Below are 21266 nucleotides of genomic sequence, written 5' to 3'. Positions count from 1 at the left end.
ACATCGAGTCAAATGAGCTGGACCACGATAGAAGTCCCTCGTACCGTGTCGCTCATGTCGGAACTCAAATCCAAGCTGCGGTCGGACATGACCACCGCGATGAAGAGCAAGGACACGCTGCGGCTGGCCACCCTGCGGATGCTGCTGTCCGCCGTTCAGAACGCGGAAGTCGCCGGACCCCAGGCCCGTGAGCTCTCCGACGCGGAGATCATCGCCGTCCTGCAGAAGGAGGCGAAGAAGCGCAATGAGGCCGCCGTCGTCTACGAGCAGGCCGGGCGTGGCGAACTGGCAGCCAACGAGCGCGCCGAGGAATCGATCATCGACGAGTACCTGCCCACCCAGCTCACCGATGCCGAGGTGGGCAACATCGCCGACACCGCCATCGCCGACGTCGCCGAGCAGCTGGGGGAGCGGCCGGGGATGAAGCAGATGGGTCAGGTCATGAAGGCCGCGACGGCGCTCGCCGCGGGGCGCGCGGACGGGTCGCGGATCTCCGCCGCCGTGAAGGCGCGACTCTGACACTGTCTTATTGATACGAAAGGCCCGGAGTGAGTGAATCACTCCGGGCCTTTCCTTTGCCTACCGCGGGATTGCCTACCGCGGGATCGGGATGGGAATCGGGATCGGCGGCAGTTGCGGGAGTGGGATGCTCGGCAAGCCCGGCACCGTGGGCGGCGCGTTCGGCGCGGGCGCCGGGATCTGACTGCCGTCGCTCACGTAGAGCGTGATCACCGAGCCCGGGATGGCCGACCCGTTCGGCGAGACGTTCATGACCGTCCCCTTGTTCGCGCCCGGCTGCGTCGTCACCGACACCTGGAAGCCCGCCCCGACCAGGGTGGAGGTGGCCTCCGCCTGGGACATGCCGATCACATCCGGGATCTGCGAATTGTTCGATCCGCGAACGTACTTGTCGTCCAGCGGCGGCAGCGCCGCCGGCGGGAAGCGGTCGAGCACGTTCTTCATCGCGCCCAGATAGGTTTTGGCGGGTTCATTACCGCCGTACAGGTTTCCGCTGCCACAGCTGCGCAGCGGGAACGAGCAGATCTCACCCGGCGTCGGGCTGTCGCCGTAGATGTAGCTGGCCCCCGCGAAGGAGTTGGTGAAGGCCAGGAAGGCCGAGGACCGGTGGGTCTCGGTGGTGCCCGTCTTGGCCGAGGTCGGGACGTTCCAGCCCACCGAGTGTGCCGAACCGGCACCGGTACCGCTCACCACGTCCTGGCTCAGGGCATTGGCGAGGGTGTTGGCCAGGCCCGGATCCACCACCTGCTCACACGCCTGCTGGGTCAGCGGCACCTGCTTGCCGTTGCGGTCCACCACCTCCTTGATCGGGTTGGGCGGGCACCACTTGCCGCTGGAGGCCAGCGTGGCGGCCACATTCGACAGTTCGAGGGGGTTGATCGCCACCGGGCCCAGGGTGAACGAGCCCAGGTTCTGGTCCTTGATCATGTCGGCCAGGCTCTGGTTGCCGTGGCCGGAGGTGCCGGGCTGGGTGTAGGAACGCATGCCCAGGCGCACCGCCATATCGACGGTCGGCTGCACCCCGACGGCCTGGATCAGCTTGACGAAGGCCGTGTTCGGCGAGGTCGCCAGCGCCTGCGTCACCGACATCGAGCCCGCGTAGTTGCCCGCGTTCTTCACGCAGTAGGTCTCCGGCGGGCAGCCCGGGGTCCCGGAATTACCCATGCCCTTGGCCGAGAAGAACGACGGGACATCCAGCGTGGCATTGATGCCCAGGCCCTTCTCCATGGCCGCGGCCGTGGTGAAGATCTTGAAGATCGAGCCCGCGCCGTCACCGACCATCGAGTACGGCTGCGGCTGCACGGTCTGATGCGCGTTGGCGTCCAGGCCGTAGACGCGGCTCGAGCCCATGGCCAGCACCGGATGCGAATCCTGGCCGGGCGCCACGATATTCATGACCTCGGCGATGTCGTCCAGATTCGGGTTGGTGTTGGCGGCCAGCGAGTCGCGCACCTGGTCCTGGACCGCCGGGTCCAGCGTGGTGCGGATCAGGTAGCCGCCCTTCTCGAGCTGATCGCGGCTGATGCCGGCGTTGTTCAGGTACTGCATCGCGTAGTCGCAGAAGAAGCCGCGGTCATTGGCCGCGATGCAGCCGCGCGGCAGGCCCTTGGGCTCGGGCAGCACGCCGAGGGGCAATTCCTTGGCCTTGCGATACTCGTCGGCGCGGTTGGGCACGTTCTGGATCAGCGTGTCCAGCACGGTGTTCCGGCGCTCCAGCACGCCCGTGGGGTTGGTGTACGGGTTCAGCTTGGAGCTGGACTGCACCATGCCGGCGAGCATGGCCGACTGCACGACGTTCAGATCCTTGGCGTCCACACCGAAGTAGGTCTGCGCGGCGTCCTGGATGCCGTAGGAGCCGTTGCCGAACGGCACCAGGTTGAGATACCGGGTGAGGATCTCGTCCTTGGTGAGCCGCTTGTCCAGGGTCAGCGCCATCCGGATCTCGCGGATCTTGCGGGCGGGGGTGGTCTCGATGGCGGCCCGGCGTTCGGCGTCGGTCTTGGCCACGACGAGCAGCAGGTAGTTCTTCACATACTGCTGGTCGATGGTGGAGCCACCCTGGGAGACCTGGCCGCCCGACGTGTTGGTCAGGAAGGCGCGGAAGGTGCCCTGCCAGTCCACACCGTGGTGGTCGGCGAAGCGCTTGTCCTCCACCGAGACCAGGGACAGTTTCATGTCATTGGAGATCTTCTCGCTGGGGACCTCGAAGCGGCGCTGCTCGTACAGCCAGGCGAACGGTGTTCCATTCGCATCCACCATGGTCGAGACGGCGGGCACACTGCCCTCGACGAGTTCGGCGGAGACATTGTCGACGGCGTCCGCGGCTCGGTTGGAGATGAACCCGAAGCCACCGGCGAGCGGGAACAGCAGACCGGCGAGCAACACGGCGGCCAAGACGCACGCGCCTGCCAGTCTCCAGAGCGTTCGTGTGATCGGCACGGGCCCTAGCCTAATTGGCCTTGCGGACACTCGGTGTTCGCCCGGCGGGGTGTTCATTCGTCCTAAAAGAGACGGACTGCCCGGTTCCATGCAACGAATGCGTGGACGGACGTACCAGAAAATCTCGGGACGGTCTTGCGCAGGCCGCACACCTTTACCTAGATTGAGAACCCAGTGTGATAGAGCTAACACTCAAAGTGGAATGTGGTGCAGAACGCAGTGGGGTTGGGTAACTGCGCGCTGCACTCGCGATTCTGGAGCGCCGTGACCCGGTGTTCGGACTGCAAAGGGGCACACCAAATGCACATGACTACCCCGATCGCTCGATTGGACGTGGAGCAGGCCGAAGCGAGAATCGCCTGGGTTTCCCAGGCCCGATGCAAGGAAGTGGATCCCGACCAGCTGTTCGTGCGTGGCGCAGCGCAGCGCAAAGCGGCAACCATCTGCCGGCACTGCCCGGTGCTGATGGAGTGCGGGGCGGATGCCCTGGACAACCGTGTCGAGTTCGGAGTGTGGGGCGGCATGACCGAGCGGCAGCGCCGCGCGCTGCTCAAGCAGCATCCGGAGGTGACGAGTTGGGCGGACTTCTTCCGCGTCCAGCGATCACAGAAGGTAGCGATGTAACCGAGTATCCCTTACCCAGATCCCCCCTATAAGCAGAACGGATCGAGCCCGCGGAAGCGGGCTCGATCCGTGTCCGGGGTCGGATCGGGCATTTCAAACCAAAGGGCCGAACTGCCTGACTCGGTCAGGCGGACTTCACGCCCGCTTCGACCAGCTGATCACCCACCGCACGCAGTGCTTCCAGGTCGGCGACCTCGAACGGCAGCGCGGTGACGGCCACGATCGGGACGCTCGGGTGCGCGCCCGTGAAGCGGTGCAGCAGATGCTGTTCCCGCTTGGCGGTGGCGGCCCGGTGGGCGTGAATGCGCAGTACCGCGGCGGCCAGGGCCTCCGGGGTATCCGCCTCGGGTTCCGGCGTCGCGCCGTTGGTCGCGGTCTCCGGTGCGAGCCGGTCCGCGGCGACCTGCGCCTCCTCCCCGGACAGGCCGCTCAGTACGGGGTGGGTCCGGTTCAGTACCAGGCCGGCCAGCGGCATCCGGTCGGTCGAGAGCCGATCGACGAAGAAGCTCGCCTCGCGCAGCGCGTCCGGCTCGGCCGCGGCCACCACCAGGAAGTGGGTGCCCGGCCGCGACAGCATGGCGTAGGTACGGTCCGCGCGATCCTGGAAGCCGCCGAACATGGACTCCAGTGACTGCAAGAAGACACTGGCGTCTTTGAGCAATTGACCGCCGACGATGGTCGAGACGCCGCGCAGCGCCAGGCTCATGGCACCCGCCACGAACCTCCCGACCCCGCGGCCCGGGGCCATGATGACCCGGATCATCTTGCCGTTGAGGAAGTTGCCCAGCCGCTTCGGCGCGTCCAGGAAGTCCAGGGCATTGCGGGAGGGCGGGGTGTCGACCACGATCAGGTCCCACTCGCGCTTGGACGCCAGCTGCCCGAGCTTCTCCATCGCCATGTACTCCTGGGTGCCACCGAAGGAGGACGCGACGGTCTGGTAGATCGGGTTGGCGAAGATCTGCTCGGCCTTGTCCGGGCTGGTGTGCTCGAGCACCATGTCGTCGAAGGTGCGGCGCATGTTCAGCATCATGGCGAACAGCTCGCCCTTGGCCTCGGGCCCGAGTTCGACCTTCTGCGGGGCGTTTCCGAGATCGCTCACGCCCAGCGACTGGGCCAGCCGGCGCGCCGGGTCGATGGTGAGCACCACGACCTTGCGGCCCGACTCGGCGGCGCGCAGCGCGATGGCCGCGGCCGTGGTGGTCTTGCCGACGCCGCCGGAGCCGCAGCACACCACGATGCGGGCCGACGGATCCGCGAGGATCTTCGAAATGTCCAGGGGCACAGTACCTGCCGGAACGACCATGACTAGCGAACCCCCTGCGCGCTCAAGACTTCGGCCAGCTCGTAGAGCCCGCCCAGATCCATGCCGTCGGTCAGCGACGGCAGGTACAGCCGCGAGATGTCGAGCTGGGCCAGTTCGGCGGCGCTCTCGTCCTGGGCGGCCAGCCGCGCGGAATGCTCCACGGTCTCGGCGACCAGGCCCTCGAAATCGGTCTCGGACAGGCTGATCCCGGCCTCGGTCAGTCCGGCCCGCAGGGCGTCGATGTCGACCGTGCCCTGCGCGGCCTGTTCGCGCACCGAGCGCGGCAGGTAGCCCTCGCTCGCCCGATTCACGATGACCGTCCCGATATTCAGGTCGTTGGCGGTGAGTTCGGCGACGGCGTCGGCGGTTTCCTGCACCGGCAGCGCCTCCAGCAGCGTGACCAGGTGGATCATGGTCTGCTCGGAGTGCAGCAGCTTGGACACGCCCTCGGCCTGCGCGGCGATGGGACCGCCGCCGGCGATCTCGACCATGGCCTGGGTGACGTCCAGGAAGCTGGCGATGCGGCCGGTCGGGGGCGCGTCGATGACGATCTCGTCGTAGGCGGGCTTGCCGGACTTGTCGGCGCGCACCGCGCATTCCTTGATCTTGCCGGTGAGGATCACGTCGCGCAGACCCGGCGCGATGGTGGTGACGAACTCGATGGCGCCCACCCGGCGCATGGCGCGACCGGCGAAGCCCAGGTTGTAGAACATGTCGAGGTACTCGAGGAAGGCGTGCTCGACATCGAGGGCCAACGCCATCACCTCGCCACCGCCGTCCGCGGTGGCGATGCGAGTCTCGGTGGGCGGCAAGGGCGGGAGATCGAACAGCTGGGCAATGGACTGTCTGCCCTCAACCTCGACCAGCAGCACCCGGCGCCCCCCGGCGGCCAGTGCCAGTGCCAGTGCCCCGGCGACGGTCGACTTCCCGGTGCCCCCCTTCCCGGAAACGTAGTGCAGGCGGGCCTTGTCCGCCCGCTCCGGCCAACCTGCTTCGACCCCCGGCTCAACCGAAACGGGCACTGCTATCGGTACTCCCACGCTCGCGAGCCTATAACTCGTTCCGAATTCCTGCCCACAGGACTCGGCAACTGTCTGATACACCACTCTGGAAACTCGTATTTCCTGATCCCGCAGCGTAGTCGGCGGGCCTGGGGAACTGCGGGAACCTGGCCGGGGTTAGTCTCAGCGCATGAGTGATGTGACCGTGTGGGAGTACGCGACGGTGCCCCTGTTGACCCATGCCACCAAGGCCATTCTCGACCAGTGGGGTTCCGACGGCTGGGAACTCGTCACGGTGCTGCCCGGACCGACCGGTGAACAGCACGTCGCCTATCTGAAGCGGGCGAAGAGCTGATGTCCTGGGCCGAGAACCTGAAGGAGCTCGGGCTCGAACTGCCGCCGGCCCCGAAACCGGTCGCGGTGTACGTGCCCGGCGTCCGGTCCGGCAACTACGTCTACACCTCCGGTCAGTTGCCGTTCGTGAACGGCGAGCTGCCGCTGACCGGCAAGCTCGGCGCCGAGGTCACCGTCGAGCAGGGCGCGGAGATGGCCAAGCTGGCCGCCCTCAACGCCCTTGCGGTCGTGCACGATCTGGTCGGCCTCGACAATGTCGTGCGCATCCTCAAGGTCGTCGGTTTCGTGGCCTCCGCGTCCGGCTTCAACAGCCAGCCGCTGGTCATCAACGGCGCGTCCGAGCTGCTCGGCGCGGTGCTCGGCGAGGCCGGGGTGCACGCCCGTTCCGCGGTCGGCGTCAACGAGCTGCCCCTGAACACCCCGGTCGAGGTGGAACTCATCGCCGAGGTGCGGTAACCCCGAAATGCTTGGGGCACAGTCGGAAGCGTGATGCGTTCAACCCTGGACGCATCACGCTCGGTGCATTAGGACGAAACAATGACGCTCACTCACCCCGCGTACGAGCAACTGCGGCAAGTGACTCCGTCCGCCGCCGTCGTGCTGGCCGACAATCCCAGCGGAATGACATTGCAGGGCACCAACACCTGGCTGCTGCGCGCTCCCGGCGCCACGGAATACGTTGTGGTGGACCCGGGTCCGAAGGATCGCGCGCACACCGAGGCGCTGGTGCGCGAGACCGGTGGGAACATCGCCCTCACCCTCATCACCCACAAGCACCACGACCACACCGGCGGCATCGACCACCTGGTCAAGGCCACCGGAACCGCGGTGCGCGCCAAGGATTCCGAGTTCCTGCGCGGCGCGGGCGCCCACCTGGCCGACGGTGAGGTCATCGAGGTCGCCGGGCTGCGCATCACGGTGCTCGCCACCGCGGGGCACACCGAGGACTCACTCAGCTTCCTGCTCGACGGCCCGGACGGCGAGCAAGCGCTGCTCACCGGTGACACCGTTCTCGGAAGTGGTACGACCGTCCTGGAATCCTGGGACGGCGCGCTGGCGGCCTATCTGGACTCGCTGAATCGGCTCGTGGCGGTCGCTCCCGGCCGCACCCTGCTCCCGGCCCACGGTCCCGACCACGCCGACGCCGAACCGGTCATCCGCTACTACATCGCCCACCGCGAGGAGCGCTTGAACCAGGTCCGCGCCGCCCTGGAGAAGCTCGGCCCCAAGGCCAAAGCACTGCAGATCGTCGCCGAGGTCTACGCCGATGTGGACAAGCGCCTCTGGCCGGCCGCCCACAGCTCGGTGAAAGCGCAGCTGGCGTACCTGCGTTCACAGGAATAGGGGTTTCAGGGGCGAAGCCCCTGAGAATCCGAAGAGTTTGGTCCTTTTACACGTCGAGGCACGTCGCCACCGCTACGGGGGTGGCGACGCGCCTCGACGTATACCTGTCGCCGCTCAGCGAGCGCGGCGGGCCAGTCTCTCCGAGTCGGAGATCAGCACGCTCTTGCCCTCGAGCCGCAGCCAGCCGCGGTGCGCGAAGTCGGCGAGCGCCTTGTTCACGGTCTCGCGGGAGGCGCCGACCAGCTGGGCGATCTCCTCCTGGGTGAGGTCGTGGGTCACGCGCAGCGCGCCCGCCTCCTGGGTGCCGAAGCGCTGGGCGAGCTGCAGCAGCGCCTTGGCGACACGACCCGGAACATCGGTGAAGATCAGGTCGGCCAGGTTGTTGTTGGTGCGGCGCAGGCGGCGGGCGAGCACCCGCAGCAGCTGCTCGGCGATCTCGGGCCGCTGATCGATCCACGCCTTGAGGGCGTCCCGGTCCATGGTGACCGCGCGGACCTCGGTGACGGTGGTGGCCGTCGAGGTGCGCGGGCCCGGGTCGAAGATCGAGAGCTCGCCGAACATGTCCGACGGGCCCATGATCGTCAGCAGGTTCTCACGACCGTCGGGGGAGCGGCGGCCGATCTTCACCTTGCCCGAGGTGATGATGTACAACCGGTCACCGGGTTCGCCCTCGTTGAAGATGACGTGGCCGCGCGGGAAGTCAACGGGCTGCAGCTGTTTGGCGAGAGCGGCCACCGCGGTGGGCTCGACGCCTTGGAAGATGCCTGCTCTGGCGAGGGCCTCGTCCACGAATGTGCTCCTTATGGGAAATGGCTCTGTCCTGGACCGAAACGACTCGGCCGACAGTGCAGTCTACTTTGCAATACCGCCGGGTAGTGATAGACACCACGCGCCGAGCTCATTCTCAGACACGCGGAGCCGCAGTACGCGACACACAACGACGGTTTCGCGACACGCTTCACAAGTAATCTACGACACGCCGTGAGACCGGCGTCATGAAGATCGTAAAAAGTGGTCCGGAGCTGAAAGCCACCGGACCACTCGACCACCGACCCGCGCGGATCAGCTGGCCTGTGCGACGTCCATTCCCTTGGCCGCGGGCCGGGCGCGCCGCGGACGCGCCGCCGCGGCCGGCAAACCCAGCTTGGTCAGATCGCTGACCTCGGCATTCGTGGCTCGATCGAGATACTGCTGGACCTCTGGGTCTGGTTCGAGAAGCTTGCGAAGTCGATTCTCGACCCGTTCCATCACCAACGCGAACAGCATCAGCGCTATCGGAAACAGCACCACAGCGAGTCCTTGCATAGGCAGCAGTAAACACGCCGAAGGTCTCAGATGGAACACGGCGGGTACTCAGCCCGGTTGTGGGGCAGGGGTGGTTCCGTAAGGTGGGGGCGTGCGTGTCTCTGAATCCAACGCGGCCGTGAGCGGGGCAGACCCGGATAATTCGGGCGTTCGAGCGACCCCCGACGTGGCTCCGGTCGATGTCTCGGATGCGCCACGGTTTTCGCGTCCGGCCAAAGCGCGCAAGCGCGACAAAGAGACTCGGATCGGCCTGGTCCGGCGGGCCCGGCGTATGTACCGGGAAATGACCGTCGAGTTCCCCGACGCGCACTGTGAGCTGGATTTCACCACGCCCCTCGAATTGGCGGTCGCCACAATTCTTTCCGCGCAGTGCACCGACGTGCGGGTGAACCTCACCACGCCCGCGCTGTTCGCGAAGTACCGCGGCGCACGCGATTACGCCGAAGCCAATCGGGCCGAGCTGGAGGAGTACATCCGGCCCACCGGCTTCTACCGCAACAAGGCCAATTCCCTCATCGGGCTGGGCCAGGAACTGGTCGAACGTTTCGACGGCGAACTGCCGGGCACCCTCGCCGAACTGGTCACCCTGCCCGGCATCGGGCGCAAGACCGCGAACGTCATCCTCGGCAACGCCTTCGATGTCCCGGGCATCACCGTCGACACCCATTTCGGGCGGCTGGTGCGGCGCTGGGGCTGGACCGCGGAGGAGGATCCGGTCAAGATCGAGCACGCCGTCGGCGAGCTGATCGAGCGCCGCGACTGGACCATGCTCTCGCACCGGGTGATCTTCCACGGCCGCCGCGTCTGCCATGCGCGCAAGCCCGCGTGCGGCGCGTGCCTGCTGGCCAACGACTGCCCGTCCTTCGGGGAGGGACCGACCGACCCGACCGAGGCGGCCAAGCTGGTGAAGGGCCCGGAGACCGAGCATCTTCTCGAACTGGTCGGCCTGTGAGCGCCGAGACGGCGCGGGGCAACACCGGGTGGCGGTGGGCGCTGGCGGCGGTGATCGTCGCCGTGGCGGCGGCGGTCGCCCTGTGGCCGCAGTTCACCCACTCCGACGACAAGAGCGCCGCGACCGGCTCGACCACGGTCACCGGGCCCGCCGAACCGGCTGTCGCCGACTCGGATCGGGCCGCGGCGGCGCTGGCCGCCTGTCCCGTGCCCACCGGCGCGCCCGTCGGCGACGGCCCGCTGCGCGGCATCACGCTGGACTGCCTGGCCGACGGCCGGCCGGTGGATCTGGTTGCGGCGCTGGCCGGCAAGCCCGCGCTGCTCAATCTGTGGGCCTACTGGTGCGGTCCGTGTGCGGAGGAACTGCCGCTGCTGCAACAGTTCTCGCAGCAGGCCGGGAACGCGCTCACGGTGCTCACCGTGCACAGCGATGCGGGGACCGCCAAGGCGCTGTCGCGGCTGAGCGGGCTCGGCATCCACCTGCCCGGGGTCGAGGATTCGAATTCCAGGGTCCGCACCGCCGTCGGCGCGCCCGCCGTACTGCCGATCTCGGTGCTGTTGCGCGCCGACGGCACCGTTGCGAAAGTCGTGGTGCGCCCGTTCACCAGCGTCGAGGACATTTCCGCCACCGTCGCGGCCGAATTGGGGGTCAGGGCGTGAGGGCTGGACGAGTGGATCTTTCGACAAGGGTGTGGTGATGAGACTCGAGGCGTCTGCCAATGGCATTCCGGAGTGGCTGCGCGGGGTGGCCGAGCACGACCCGGCCGATCCCACCGGCGTGAACCCGGTGCTGCGCCGCAGCAGCATGCGGCGCTTCGCCGCCGCGGCGACCCGGGCCCGGGAGGCGTCGGTGCTGGTGCTCTTCGGCGGCTCCCCCGAGCCGGATTCGAGTGCGCCGGGCGGGCTTCCGGCCGATGCCGACGTGCTGCTCACCCAGCGTGCCGCCACCCTGCGCCAGCACAGCGGCCAGGTGGCGTTCCCGGGCGGCGGGGTGGAGCCGCAGGACGACGGCCCGATCGGCACCGCGCTGCGCGAGGCGCGCGAGGAGACGGGGCTCGACCCCGCCGGCGTGGAGCCGATCGCGGTGCTGCCCAAGATCTTCGTGCCGCCGTCGCGGTTCGATGTGACGCCGGTGGTCGCCTATTGGCGCACCCCCGGCGAGGTGGGGGTGGTGAGCGAGACGGAGGCCGCCCGCGTGGCGCGGGTGCCGCTGTCCGAGCTCATCGATCCGGCCAACCGTTTCGTGGTGCGCCATCCACTGGGCTATGTGGGCCCGGCGTTCACCGTGGACGGAATGCTGGTGTGGGGGTTCACCGCCGGGGTGCTCGCCGGATTGCTGGCGGTGTCCGGGTGGGAACGCGAATGGGACCATCACGATGTACGTGATCTGCAGGCCGCATTGGCCGCGGTAGGGATGACATTATGAGCGCCTCGGGCTGGCTCGACCTCGGCATCATCATTCTGGCGCTGCTGGCCGCCACCTCCGGGTGGCGGCAGGGCGCGGTCGCTTCGGCGCTCGCCTTCCTGGGCGTCATTCTCGGTGCGGTCGCGGGCATTCTGATCGCGCCGCACATCCTGAAGCACCTGAACGAGGGCCGCACCCGGGTGCTGGTGGGCGTCCTGCTCATCGTGGCGCTGGTGATCATCGGCGAGGTCGCGGGCATGGTGCTCGGGCGGGCCGCGCGCGGCGGCATGCGGGATCCGTTCACCCGCAGCGTGGACAGCGTGGTGGGCGCGGGCCTGCAGGCGGTGGCGGTGCTGGCCACCGCGTGGCTGCTGGCGCTGCCGCTGACCAACTCCTCGCAGCCCGGAATCGCGGCCGCGGTCACCAACTCGCAGGTGCTGCGCAATGTCGACCATGTCGCGCCGGACTGGCTGCGGCGGGTGCCGACCGACTTCTCCAACCTGCTCAACACCTCCGGGCTGCCGGATGTCATCGGCCCGTTCGGGCACGTCCCGATCACCGCCGTGGAACCGCCCGATCCCAGCGTGCTGCAGCTGCCGGTGGCCCAGCAGCTGCAGGGCAGCGTGCTGCGCATCCGCGGCATCGCGCCCAGTTGCCAACGGCAGCTGGAGGGTTCGGGCTTCGTGGTGGCCCCGGAGCGCATCATGACCAACGCGCACGTGGTCGCGGGCACGAACACTGTCAGCGTGGACACCGCGCGCGGGTCGCTGCCCGCCACCGTGGTGCTGTTCGACTCGTCCAAGGACGTGGCGATCCTGGCGGTGCCGGGCCTGAACGCGCAGCCGCTGGACCTGGCTCCGGCCGACGCCGGCTCGGGGGAGAGCTCCATCGTGCTCGGTTACCCGGGCGGCGGGCGCTACACCGCCAGCGCGGCCCGCGTGCGCGAGACCCTGAACCTGAAGGGTCCCAACATCTACCGCGACGCCGACGTCAAGCGTGAGGTCTACACCATTCGCGGCCAGGTCCGGGCCGGTAACTCCGGCGGCCCCTTGGTGGACACCGACGGCCGGATCCTGGGCGTGGTGTTCGGCGCGGCGGTCACCGACGACGACACCGGGTACGTGCTCACCCTCGACGAGGTGCGGCCCGAACTGAGCTCGGCGGCAGGTCAATCGACGGCGGTCGGCACCGGCAGCTGTGTGCTGAGCTGAGCCTGGAAGAACGGAAAACGGCCCCGGCGAAACATGATTCGCCGGGGCGCTTTACGTGTCGGAGAGCCTCGTCAGGCCAGCAGTTTGGCGATCTCCGCGGTCACCGGCTCCGGATTCTCCTGGTGCGCATAGTGACCCGCGTCCGGGATGGCCACCACCCGGCGCTGCGGTGAGAGCTGCTGACCGCGGCGGATGGTGCCCGGCAGGATGTACCGGTCGCGGTCGCCGTACAGGGCCAGCGTGGGCACCAGCACCGGTTCGCTCATGGCCGCCATGAAACGCCGGCCGTCGGGCCGCCACTGGCTACGGAAGGCCCAGCGCTGATATTCCAGCGCACAGTGCGCCGCGCCGGGGATCCGGATGGCGGTGCGCATGCGGCGGGCGGTGTCGGTGAATTCGTCGGTGGCCGACCAGCGTTCGCCCACCCGGTCGCGGAGCAGGAGTTCGATCTCGATGCCGTCGTCGCGGGTGAGCCGGGCCTCGGGCACCCGCGGCACCTGATAGCGCAGGAAGTCCGGCAGCCAGGCCGAGCGCTGTGGCTTGTCGCGCAGCACCGCCCGCTTCAGCGCCACCGGATGCGGGGAGCTGATCAGCGCGATGGATCGCACCACCCGCGGGTGCAGTACGGCGGTGGCCCAGCACACCAGGCCGCCCTCGGCATGCCCGACCAGGGTCGCCTCGGTGTGGCCCAGCGCGCGGATCAGGCCGGCGACATCACCGGCGAGGGTCCAGCCGTCGTAACCGCGTGGTGGCTTGTCGGTGTCGCCGTAGCCGCGCAGGTCCACCGCCACCGTGCGGAAGCCGCGCGCGGCCAGCCCGGTCAGCTGGTGGCGCCAGGACCACCAGAAGTCGCCGAAGCCGTGCAGCAGCACGACCAGCGGCATGTCCGGGTCCGCGTAGGCCGTCCCGGCGGGCACGGCCTCGACCACGTGGAAGCGAATGCCGTTGGCATGCACGTCCCGGTGGGTCCACGGCCCGTCATAGCGGACTGCGGACGGATCCGGATGCGAATTCGACGACACGCCGATGGAGCGTAATCGAAGGTCTAGGTCCGGGGCTTGCCGAGTTCGACGGAGACCTCGGCCGTCTCCGCGTCGGTGTGGCCGAAACCGCTGGGCAGCACGCTCTTCGCCTCCTTGAGGGACTCGATGGTCTTCTCCGGTGCGCGCAGCTTGCGCACCTTCAGATAGCCCAGCAGCGCGAAGGCCGCGACCGCCGCGATCATCAGCAGGAACACCACCAGGAACGCGGCCCAGCGGTACAGCCAGAGGTCGAGCAGTTCGGCGAGGAAGAAGAAAAAGAAGAAGGAGCTGAACAGCAGGATGGTCAGCGCCAGGATGAAGAAGACGCTGCCCTGCAGGCCCTTCTTGATCTCACCGGTCACCTCGGCCTTGGCGAGCTCCACCTCGGCGCGCACCAGGGTCGACATCTGCTCGGTCGCGTCGCGGACCAAGGTGCCGAAGGTCGCCGACTGATGGGCGTCGACATCGGACAGCGGAATCGAAGTGACGGTGCGGGTGCGGTTCCCGTCGTAGCCGTTACCGCCCTGTGTGAAGCTCAATTGCTCGACCCTTCTCCATGTCCCGGTAGTACTGTCCGGTGTCGCTCTTGATTTTGCAGTGCCCGCTCGTCACGTCGTGCCTGGTGAGCACGGCCCCGACGCAACAGTAGCGCCGAACCCGCCAGGGAAGCCGCCAAAGACGTGAGCAACACCGCCGCTTTCGCGAGCTCTGCGGCCGACCCGTCGCCGACGTCTTCCAAGGCCAGTTCTGCCACCAAGAGGCTAACGGTGAAGCCGATCGCGCCCAGTACCGACAGGGCGAACATGTCCCGATAACCGAGATCATCGGGTCGTTCCGCGATTCCCAACCGTACGGCGAGCCAACTGGATCCGAAGATGCCGACGGTCTTGCCGACCAGCAGGCCCAGGACGATGGCCAGCGCCAGCCGGTCGGTGAACAGCTTCGACAGCACGCTCGCATCCAGCGGAACGCCCGAGGCGAACAGCGCGAACAACGGTACGCACAGCGCGGCGGAGATGGGCTGGAAGAAATGCTCGAGCCGGGCCGCGGGTACGCAGTGCTCGTCCTCGCCGGGATCCGGGCGCACCCGGGTGAGCAGGCCGCAGGCCACGCCCGCCAGGGTGGCGTGAATTCCGGCCTCGTGCAGGGAATACCAGGCGATCAGGCCCAGCGGGACGTAGATGAACGGGCTGCCGAGGCGGAAGCGCTGGGCCAGCGCCCAGCCGGCCAGGCACAGCACGGCCGCCAGCAGCCACAGCATTTTCAGGGTGGTGGTGAACAGGACCGCGATCAGGATGATGGCGATCAGGTCGTCCACCACGGCCAGGCTGAGCAGGAACACCCGGGCGCCGGCCGGAATCCGCGATCCGGTCATGGCGAGCACGGCCAGCGCGAACGCGATATCGGTGGCGACCGGGATGGCCCAGCCGCGGTCCATGCCCGGCGCGCCCCAGCCGACGGCGGTGGCGATCAGCGCGGGCAACACCACACCACCGACGGCGGCCACGATGGGCAGGGTGGCGCGTTTGCGGTCGGCGAGTTCACCGACCACCAGCTCCCGTTTGAGCTCCAGCCCGGCCACGAAGAAGAAGATGGCCAGCAGGCCGTCCTTGGTCCAGTCGGCCAGTGTGAGGTCGAGGTGGAGGGCGGGAATGGCGAGCCTGGTGTCGACCATGGTCGTGTAGCTCGCGCCCCACGGTGAGTTGACCCAGATGAGCGCCGCGGCCGCGGCGATGAGAAGCAGTGCGCCGCCGAAGGTTTCGGTTCTCAGATAGCGGGCCAGCTCGGAACGGACCTGAGTGATCACGGTGCAGCCTTTCGGTCGGTCGACGAGAAAGCGGCGTGCTACACCACTCCAGGGACCGACGGCACAACCGCATGCCGACCAGACTTCCCGGCACACCTTTTGCGCAATTCTAACGGTGTGCCCGGAACTTCTTGACTACCCCATACCCGAAGCGGCCCCCTGATCGCCGATCAGGGGGCCGCTCGCGGAGTCTGCCCGTTTACGCCTTGCCGGCGCGGATGGATTCGAACACGTTGGGGTCCACCAGGGTTGAGGTGTCGCCCAGTTCGCGGCCCTCGGCCACGTCGCGCAGCAGGCGGCGCATGATCTTGCCCGAGCGCGTCTTCGGCAGCTCCGGCACCACGTGGATCTCGCGCGGGCGGGCGATGGGGGAGATCTCGCGGGAGACCTCGGCCTTGAGTTCGGTGATCAGATCGGCCCCGGTGTCGGTGGCCTCGGCGGTGAGGATCACGAACGCCACGATGCCCTGGCCGGTGGTCTCGTCGGACGCGCCGACCACGGCCGCCTCCGCGACGCCGGAGTGGCCCACCAGCGCGGACTCCACCTCGGCGGTCGAGATGCGGTGGCCGGACACGTTCATGACGTCGTCGACGCGACCGAGCACCCACAGGTCCCCGTCGGTGTCGAGCTTGGCGCCGTCACCCGCGAAGTACCAGCCCTTCTCGGCGTAGCGGGACCAGTAGGTGTCCTTGTACCGCTCGTTGTCGCCCCAGATGCCACGCAGCATGGCCGGCCACGGCTCGTCGAGCACCAGGTACCCGTTGGCCTCGGTCTCGCCCAGGGAGACCGGATTGCCTTCCTCGTCAACGACTTTCGCGGAGATGCCCGGCAGCGGGGTCATGGCCGCACCCGGCTTGGCCGCGGCGACGCCCGGCAGCGGCGAGATCATGATGGCACCGGTCTCGGTCTGCCACCAGGTGTCCACGATGGGAGTCCGGTTGCCGCCCACCACATCCCGGTACCAGCGCCAGGCCTCGGGGTTGATCGGCTCGCCCACCGAACCCAGCAGCCGCAGGCTCGACAGGTCGTGCGAATCCGGGATCTCACGGCCCCACTTCATGAACGTGCGCACCAGCGTCGGCGCCGTGTAATAGATGGTGACGCCGTACTTTTCGATGATCTGCCAGTGCCGGTGCTCGTCGGGGAAGTTCGGGGTGCCCTCGTAGACGACCTCGGTGGCGCCGTTGGCCAGCGGGCCGTACACGATGTAGCTGTGCCCGGTCACCCAGCCGATGTCGGCGGTGCACCAGTACACATCCTGACCGGGCTTGTGGTCGAACACGTGGTGGTGGGTGTAGGCGGCCTGGGTCAGGTAGCCGCCGGAGGTGTGCAGGATGCCCTTGGGCTTTCCGGTGGTGCCGGAGGTGTAGAGGATGAACAGCGGGTGCTCGGCGTCGAAGGCCTGCGCCTCGTGCTCGGGAGAGCCGAGCGCGACGGTCTCGTCCCACCACAGGTCGCGGCCCTCGGTCATCGCGGTCTCGATGCCGGTGCGGCGCACCACGAGTACGTGCTCGACGGTCGAATCACCCTCGGCGAGAGCCTCGTCCACGGCCGCCTTCAGCGGGGCCGGCTTGCCGCGCCGCCACTGGCCGTCGGTGGTGACGACCAGCTTGGCCGCGGCGTCGTCGACGCGCTGGCGCAGGGCGCTGGGGGAGAAGCCGGCGAATACCACCGAATGGGTCAGGCCCAGACGGGCGCAGGCCAGCATGGCCACGATGGCCTCGGGGACCATCGGCATGTAGATCGCGACCCGGTCACCCGCGGCCAGCCCCAGGCCGGTGAAGTAGTTGGCGGCACGCGATACCTCGGCCAGCAGCTCGGCATAGGTGATGTCGCGGGAGTCGCCGGGCTCGCCCTCCCAGTGGATGGCGACCCGGTCGCCGTGCCCGTCGAGCACGTGCCGGTCCACGCAGTTGTAGGCGACATTGAGCCTGCCGTCGGCGAACCACTTGGCGAAGGGCGCATCGTCCCAGTCCAGCACCTGGGTGAAGGGCTGATGCCAGTGCAAGCGCCGAGCCTGCTCGGCCCAGAACCCGTCGCGGTCCGCTTGGGCTCGAGCATAAAGAGAGGCGTCGCCGTTGGCGGCGGCCGCGAACTCAGCGCTGGGCGGATAGGCATCCAGGTGGTCGGCGGTGGTTTCGGTCATCTCGTCTCTTCTTCTCTCGCGTGCAGGCCGCGTGGGGGTGACGGCGGCCACGTTCGACCCTAACCGACTGTGACCTGCGTCGTGTTTGGCCGTCTCGATCGGTGGGCGGTCGTGACGAGGCTCCCATCGGCGGCATGACCGAACCGTGAACGCGAGGTCCCAACTGCTGTGCACTGTGTCACGTAGGGTCTCCCATTCGGATGCCCCATGTTGCCGGATTGCTAACAAGCCGAACATTCCCGTTTCGATCGGCTGACAACATCGACCGCGATCGTTAATGTCCGATTCACCCCGAAGCCGACCGTTTCCTGGGATGGGAGAAACGCGTTGCGAATCAAGACGATCACCGCGCTCGCCGTGGCGGCACTGGCCACAAGCCTCAGCCTGACCGCATGCTCCTCCGGTGAGGACAACAATTCCGACTACGTCACCGTGAACGGCGCCGAACCACAGAATCCGTTGGTGCCCACCAATACCAACGAGAACATGGGCGGCCGCGTGGTCGACCGGCTCTGGGCGGGGCTGAAGTACTACGACGCCAACGGCACTCCGCACGACGAGATGGCGCAGTCCATCGTCACGCCGGACCGCCAGCACTACACCATCACCATCAAGCCGGACTGGACGTTCACCGACGGCACCGCGGTGACCTCGAAATCCTTTGTGGACGCGTGGAATTACGGCGCCCTGGGCACCAACGCTCAGCTGCAGAACTGGGTCTTCACCCCCATCGTCGGCTACGACGACGTCGCAGCGAATCCGCCCAAGGCGCAGACCATGTCGGGCCTGAAGGTGGTCGACGACCACACCTTCACGGTCGACCTCAAACAGCCGTCCATCGACTTCGAGCTGGAACTCGGCTTCGCGCCGTTCTATCCGCTGCCCGCCGTGGCCTACAAGGACATGAAGGCCTTCGGCGAGAACCCGATCGGCAACGGCCCCTACAAGTTCGCCGGTGCCGGTGCCTGGCAGCACAATGTGCAGATCGACGTGGTGCCCAACCCGGACTACAAGGGCGGGCGGCCCGCCAAGAACAAGGGCCTGCGTTTCAAGATGTACGCGAACATGGACACCGCGTACGCCGACCTGCTCCAGGGCAATCTGGACGGCCTGGACGTGATCCCGGATACCGCGCTGGCCACCTACGAGAAGGACCTGGGCGACCGGGCCATCCACAAGCCCATCGCCTACAGCCAGCACATCGGCATCCAGCCCAATGTCGCCCACTTCTCCGGACCGGAAGGAGTGTTGCGGCGCAAGGCGATTTCGATGGCCATCAACCGGGAACAGATCGCCGCCAACATCTTCCACAACACCCGCGTCCCCTGCCAGGACTTCACCGCCTTCACCCTGCCCGGGTTCCGCGCCGGCCTGCCGGGTTCCGAAGTGCTGAAGTTCAATCCGGACGAGGCCAAGAAGCTGTGGGCGCAGGCCGACGCCATCTCGCCGTGGTCGGGCACCTTCCAGATCGCCTACAACTCCGACGGCGGTCATCAGGCCTGGATCGAGGCCACCGCGAACAGCATCAAGAACACCCTCGGCATCGACGCGGTCGGCGCGCCCTACCCGACGTTCAAGAACATTCGCGACGAGATCGTGCACGAGAACGTGGGCAAGGCGTTCCGCTACGGCTGGCAGGGCGACTACCCGTCCATGTTCGAATACCTGACCGCGCTGTTCCTGAGCACCTCGGAAACCAATGACGTGCACTACAAGAGCCCGGAATTCGACCGGCTGCTCAACACCGCCCTCGCCGCCGCCACACCCGAACAGGCGTATGACGGCATCGCGCAGGCGCAGACCGTGCTGTTCCGGGACATGGCCGATATCCCGATCTTCGACTACAACGTCGCGGCCGGGCGCTCGGACAAGGTGAAGCAGGCGCCCGTGTCCTGGTCGGGGCTGTTCGACTTCGAGAACATCGAGAAGTAGCCCGGCATGGTGTGGTACGTCGTGCGGCGGCTGCTCCAGATGATCCCGGTCTTCTTCGGGGCGACGCTGCTCATCTACGCGATGGTCTTCCTGATCCCCGGCGACCCCATCCAGGCGCTCGCCGGGGACCGGCAGATGACCCCGGCGGTGGAGGCGTCCCTGCGCGCCCGCTACCACCTGGATCAGCCGTTCTTCATCCAATACCTGGAGTACCTGAAAGGCATTGTCACGCTGGACTTCGGGACGTCCTTCTCGGGGCGGCCGGTGCGCGAGGAGCTCGCCCGCGCGTTCCCGATCACCTTCCGGCTGTCCGTCATGGCGGTCTGCATCGAAGCGGTCTTCGGCGTGACGTTCGGGCTGATCGCGGGGCTGCGCAAGGGCAAGCTCTTCGACTCCACCATGCTGGTGCTCAGCCTGGTGATCATCGCGGTGCCGATCTTCGTGGTGGGCTTCCTCGCGCAGTTCCTGCTCGGCGTGAAGTGGGGCATCGCACCGGTGACCGTCGGGGCGAAGGCGAGCTTCACGGATCTGCTGGTACCGGCGTTCGTGCTCGCGTCGCTGTCGTTCGCCTACGTGTTGCGGCTGACCCGGAACGCGGTGGCGGAGAACATGACCGCCGACTTCGTGCGCACCGCCTCCGCCAAGGGACTGAGCCGCAGGCGGGTGATCGTGGTGCACATCCTGCGCAACTCGATGATCCCGGTGGTCACCTTCCTCGGCACCGATCTGGGCTTCCTGCTCGGCGGCGCGGTGGTCACCGAGGGCATCTTCAATATCCCGGGCGTCGGCGGCACGCTCTACCAGGCCATTACGCGCGGGGAACCGCCCACGGTGGTGGCCTTCGTGACGGTGCTGATCGTGATCCTGTTGCTGTCCAACCTGATCGTCGACCTGCTCTACGCCGCCCTCGACCCGAGGATTCGCTATGCCTGAACCCGAGGTCCGCGAAAGCCGGCAACCCGCGGTCCGCGAAATGCGCCGTGGCCAGGAGCATTTCGTGGCGCCGCCGGACGAGGTCCAGGTCCTGGCCACCGACACCCTGGACGAGACCACCGCCCCCACCAGCGTGTGGCGGGACGCCTGGCGGCAGCTGCGGCGCAATCCCATCTTCCTCGCGGCGGCGGTGCTGATCGTGCTGGTGGTGCTGGTCGCCGTGTGGCCGCAGCTGTTCACCAGCCAGGATCCGCGCTACTGCAACGGCGATTTCAGCATGCAGAAGCCGTCCGGGGCGCACTGGTTCGGTTTCGACAAGCAGGGCTGCGACATCTACGCCCGCACCATCTACGGCGCCCGCGCCTCGGTGGTGACCGGTGTCGGCGCGACGCTGATGTACGTACTCATCGGCGGCGCCCTGGGTGCGATCGCCGGATACTATGGCGGGCTGCTGGATTCGGTGGTATCGCGGATCTCGGAGGTGTTCTACGCGCTGCCGCTCATGCTGGCCTCCATCGTGCTCATGCAGCTGCTCGCCTCGCGCACGGTGTGGACGGTCATGCTCACGCTGGCCTCCTTCAGCTGGCCGCAGGCCGCGCGCATCGTGCGCGGCGCGGTGATCGAGTCGAAGAACAGCGAGTACGTCACGGCGGCAAAGGCCCTGGGCGTCTCCAGATTCCGGACGCTGGTGCGGCACGTGCTGCCCAACTCGGCCGGGCCGCTCATCGTGGTGAGCACCATCGCGCTGGGCGTCTTCATCGTCACCGAGGCGACGTTGTCATATCTGGGCGTCGGGCTCACCCGGCAGACCGTGTCGTGGGGATCGGATATCGCCGTGGACCAGAAGGAGATTCGCACCTCGGCCATCCTGTTCTACCCGGCCACCGCGCTCGCGCTGACCGTGCTCAGCTTCATCATGCTCGGCGACGCCGTGCGCGACGCCTTCGACCCCAAGGCCCGCAAGAGGTGA

General features: G+C 67.7%; 21 protein-coding genes. 12 read left to right on the top strand and 9 right to left on the bottom strand.

Annotated features, from left to right (window positions below):
• The first annotated feature begins 54 nt into the window (after positions 1-54).
• Complete coding sequence (locus tag ACFXIV_RS07515; RefSeq protein WP_379393403.1) at positions 55-519, top strand: GatB/YqeY domain-containing protein; 465 nt, start codon at positions 55-57, stop codon at positions 517-519.
• A gap of 75 nt (positions 520-594) precedes the next feature.
• Here the strand turns inward: ACFXIV_RS07515 and ACFXIV_RS07510 are convergent, their stop codons facing one another.
• Positions 595-2958, bottom strand: coding sequence for a penicillin-binding protein (locus tag ACFXIV_RS07510; RefSeq protein WP_379393405.1), 2364 nt, complete (start codon positions 2956-2958; stop codon positions 595-597).
• A gap of 300 nt (positions 2959-3258) precedes the next feature.
• Here ACFXIV_RS07510 and ACFXIV_RS07505 point away from each other — a divergent pair, with 300 nt between their 5' ends.
• A complete protein-coding gene (locus ACFXIV_RS07505) occupies positions 3259-3582 on the top strand; it encodes a WhiB family transcriptional regulator (RefSeq protein ID WP_033089817.1) in 324 nt (107 codons plus the stop codon).
• A 124-nt stretch (positions 3583-3706) separates the two neighbouring features.
• On the opposite strand, the gene ACFXIV_RS07500 is transcribed toward ACFXIV_RS07505, so the two are convergent.
• Together ACFXIV_RS07500 and ACFXIV_RS07495 are read right to left on the bottom strand one after the other, a co-directional pair.
• Positions 3707-4885 carry an ArsA family ATPase gene (locus tag ACFXIV_RS07500; RefSeq protein WP_379393407.1) on the bottom strand — a complete coding sequence of 393 codons (1179 nt, stop codon included), beginning with the start codon at positions 4883-4885 and terminating at the stop codon, positions 3707-3709.
• Between the two features lie 2 nt (positions 4886-4887).
• On the bottom strand, positions 4888-5907 hold the full coding sequence (locus ACFXIV_RS07495) for an ArsA-related P-loop ATPase (RefSeq protein ID WP_379387685.1): 1020 nt from the start codon (positions 5905-5907) through the stop codon (positions 4888-4890).
• A 169-nt stretch (positions 5908-6076) separates the two neighbouring features.
• On the opposite strand from ACFXIV_RS07495, the gene ACFXIV_RS07490 reads away from it, so the two are divergent.
• The 3 genes from ACFXIV_RS07490 to ACFXIV_RS07480 all read left to right on the top strand — a co-directional run bounded on the left by ACFXIV_RS07490 (position 6077) and on the right by ACFXIV_RS07480 (position 7584).
• Positions 6077-6241, top strand: coding sequence for a DUF4177 domain-containing protein (locus ACFXIV_RS07490; protein WP_085996654.1), 165 nt, complete (start codon positions 6077-6079; stop codon positions 6239-6241).
• Positions 6241-6696, top strand: a complete 456-nt coding sequence (locus ACFXIV_RS07485; RefSeq protein ID WP_379393409.1) for a RidA family protein — start codon at positions 6241-6243, stop codon at positions 6694-6696. Before ACFXIV_RS07490 ends, ACFXIV_RS07485 begins: the two co-directional genes overlap by 1 nt.
• An 81-nt stretch (positions 6697-6777) precedes the next feature.
• On the top strand, positions 6778-7584 hold the full coding sequence (locus ACFXIV_RS07480) for an MBL fold metallo-hydrolase (RefSeq protein ID WP_379393410.1): 807 nt from the start codon (positions 6778-6780) through the stop codon (positions 7582-7584).
• 114 nt (positions 7585-7698) lie between these two features.
• On the opposite strand, the gene ACFXIV_RS07475 is transcribed toward ACFXIV_RS07480, so the two are convergent.
• Complete coding sequence (locus tag ACFXIV_RS07475; protein ID WP_019044571.1) at positions 7699-8373, bottom strand: Crp/Fnr family transcriptional regulator; 675 nt, start codon at positions 8371-8373, stop codon at positions 7699-7701.
• Positions 8374-8646: 273 nt separating this feature from the next.
• Complete coding sequence (locus ACFXIV_RS07470; protein WP_081986109.1) at positions 8647-8874, bottom strand: hypothetical protein; 228 nt, start codon at positions 8872-8874, stop codon at positions 8647-8649.
• A 286-nt stretch (positions 8875-9160) separates the two neighbouring features.
• Between ACFXIV_RS07470 and nth the strand changes: the two genes are divergently transcribed.
• The 4 genes from nth to ACFXIV_RS07450 are packed head-to-tail and all read left to right on the top strand — an operon-like array spanning position 9161 to position 12456.
• On the top strand, positions 9161-9841 hold the full coding sequence (gene nth, locus ACFXIV_RS07465) for an endonuclease III (protein WP_379393630.1): 681 nt from the start codon (positions 9161-9163) through the stop codon (positions 9839-9841).
• The gene (locus ACFXIV_RS07460) at positions 9838-10500 is read left to right on the top strand and encodes a TlpA family protein disulfide reductase (protein ID WP_379393412.1); all 663 of its coding nucleotides are present in this window, start codon (positions 9838-9840) and stop codon (positions 10498-10500) included. The genes nth and ACFXIV_RS07460 overlap by 4 nt, the downstream gene beginning before the upstream one ends.
• A 37-nt stretch (positions 10501-10537) precedes the next feature.
• Positions 10538-11266, top strand: coding sequence for an NUDIX hydrolase (locus tag ACFXIV_RS07455; protein WP_379393414.1), 729 nt, complete (start codon positions 10538-10540; stop codon positions 11264-11266).
• Positions 11263-12456 carry a MarP family serine protease gene (locus ACFXIV_RS07450; RefSeq protein ID WP_379393416.1) on the top strand — a complete coding sequence of 398 codons (1194 nt, stop codon included), beginning with the start codon at positions 11263-11265 and terminating at the stop codon, positions 12454-12456. Before ACFXIV_RS07455 ends, ACFXIV_RS07450 begins: the two co-directional genes overlap by 4 nt.
• Positions 12457-12527: 71 nt before the next feature.
• Here the strand turns inward: ACFXIV_RS07450 and ACFXIV_RS07445 are convergent, their stop codons facing one another.
• The 4 genes from ACFXIV_RS07445 to acs form a co-directional block, all read right to left on the bottom strand.
• Positions 12528-13478 carry an alpha/beta fold hydrolase gene (locus ACFXIV_RS07445; protein WP_379393418.1) on the bottom strand — a complete coding sequence of 317 codons (951 nt, stop codon included), beginning with the start codon at positions 13476-13478 and terminating at the stop codon, positions 12528-12530.
• A 23-nt stretch (positions 13479-13501) separates the two neighbouring features.
• Positions 13502-14017 carry a phage holin family protein gene (locus ACFXIV_RS07440; RefSeq protein WP_379393420.1) on the bottom strand — a complete coding sequence of 172 codons (516 nt, stop codon included), beginning with the start codon at positions 14015-14017 and terminating at the stop codon, positions 13502-13504.
• On the bottom strand, positions 14014-15282 hold the full coding sequence (nhaA, locus tag ACFXIV_RS07435; RefSeq protein WP_379393632.1) for a Na+/H+ antiporter NhaA: 1269 nt from the start codon (positions 15280-15282) through the stop codon (positions 14014-14016). The genes ACFXIV_RS07440 and nhaA overlap by 4 nt, the downstream gene beginning before the upstream one ends.
• A gap of 202 nt (positions 15283-15484) precedes the next feature.
• A complete protein-coding gene (acs, locus tag ACFXIV_RS07430) occupies positions 15485-17431 on the bottom strand; it encodes an acetate--CoA ligase (protein ID WP_379393422.1) in 1947 nt (648 codons plus the stop codon).
• 327 nt (positions 17432-17758) lie between these two features.
• Between acs and ACFXIV_RS07425 the strand changes: the two genes are divergently transcribed.
• The 3 genes from ACFXIV_RS07425 to ACFXIV_RS07415 are packed head-to-tail and all read left to right on the top strand — an operon-like array spanning position 17759 to position 21266.
• Positions 17759-19363, top strand: coding sequence for an ABC transporter substrate-binding protein (locus ACFXIV_RS07425; protein WP_379393424.1), 1605 nt, complete (start codon positions 17759-17761; stop codon positions 19361-19363).
• Positions 19364-19369: 6 nt separating this feature from the next.
• Complete coding sequence (locus ACFXIV_RS07420) at positions 19370-20296, top strand: ABC transporter permease (protein ID WP_379393425.1); 927 nt, start codon at positions 19370-19372, stop codon at positions 20294-20296.
• On the top strand, positions 20289-21266 hold the full coding sequence (locus ACFXIV_RS07415; protein WP_379393427.1) for an ABC transporter permease: 978 nt from the start codon (positions 20289-20291) through the stop codon (positions 21264-21266). The genes ACFXIV_RS07420 and ACFXIV_RS07415 overlap by 8 nt, the downstream gene beginning before the upstream one ends.

The sequence above is a fragment of the Nocardia sp. NPDC059236 genome (genome assembly GCF_042754085.1).
In the GTDB taxonomy this organism is placed as follows: Bacteria; Actinomycetota; Actinomycetes; order Mycobacteriales; family Mycobacteriaceae; genus Nocardia.
Note: the sequence above shows the minus strand (reverse complement) of the source record. Positions and strands in the feature narration are given on the sequence as shown.

Coding starts and splice junctions, on each gene's coding strand:
- ACFXIV_RS07515 (WP_379393403.1), top strand. CDS start 55: ATGTCGGAACTCAAATCCAAGCTGCGGTCGGACATGACCACCGCGATG.
- ACFXIV_RS07505 (WP_033089817.1), top strand. CDS start 3,259: ATGCACATGACTACCCCGATCGCTCGATTGGACGTGGAGCAGGCCGAA.
- ACFXIV_RS07500 (WP_379393407.1), bottom strand. CDS start 4,885: ATGGTCGTTCCGGCAGGTACTGTGCCCCTGGACATTTCGAAGATCCTC.
- ACFXIV_RS07490 (WP_085996654.1), top strand. CDS start 6,077: ATGAGTGATGTGACCGTGTGGGAGTACGCGACGGTGCCCCTGTTGACC.
- ACFXIV_RS07485 (WP_379393409.1), top strand. CDS start 6,241: ATGTCCTGGGCCGAGAACCTGAAGGAGCTCGGGCTCGAACTGCCGCCG.
- ACFXIV_RS07480 (WP_379393410.1), top strand. CDS start 6,778: ATGACGCTCACTCACCCCGCGTACGAGCAACTGCGGCAAGTGACTCCG.
- nth (WP_379393630.1), top strand. CDS start 9,161: ATGTACCGGGAAATGACCGTCGAGTTCCCCGACGCGCACTGTGAGCTG.
- ACFXIV_RS07455 (WP_379393414.1), top strand. CDS start 10,538: ATGAGACTCGAGGCGTCTGCCAATGGCATTCCGGAGTGGCTGCGCGGG.
- ACFXIV_RS07450 (WP_379393416.1), top strand. CDS start 11,263: ATGAGCGCCTCGGGCTGGCTCGACCTCGGCATCATCATTCTGGCGCTG.
- acs (WP_379393422.1), bottom strand. CDS start 17,431: ATGACCGAAACCACCGCCGACCACCTGGATGCCTATCCGCCCAGCGCT.
- ACFXIV_RS07420 (WP_379393425.1), top strand. CDS start 19,370: ATGGTGTGGTACGTCGTGCGGCGGCTGCTCCAGATGATCCCGGTCTTC.
- ACFXIV_RS07415 (WP_379393427.1), top strand. CDS start 20,289: ATGCCTGAACCCGAGGTCCGCGAAAGCCGGCAACCCGCGGTCCGCGAA.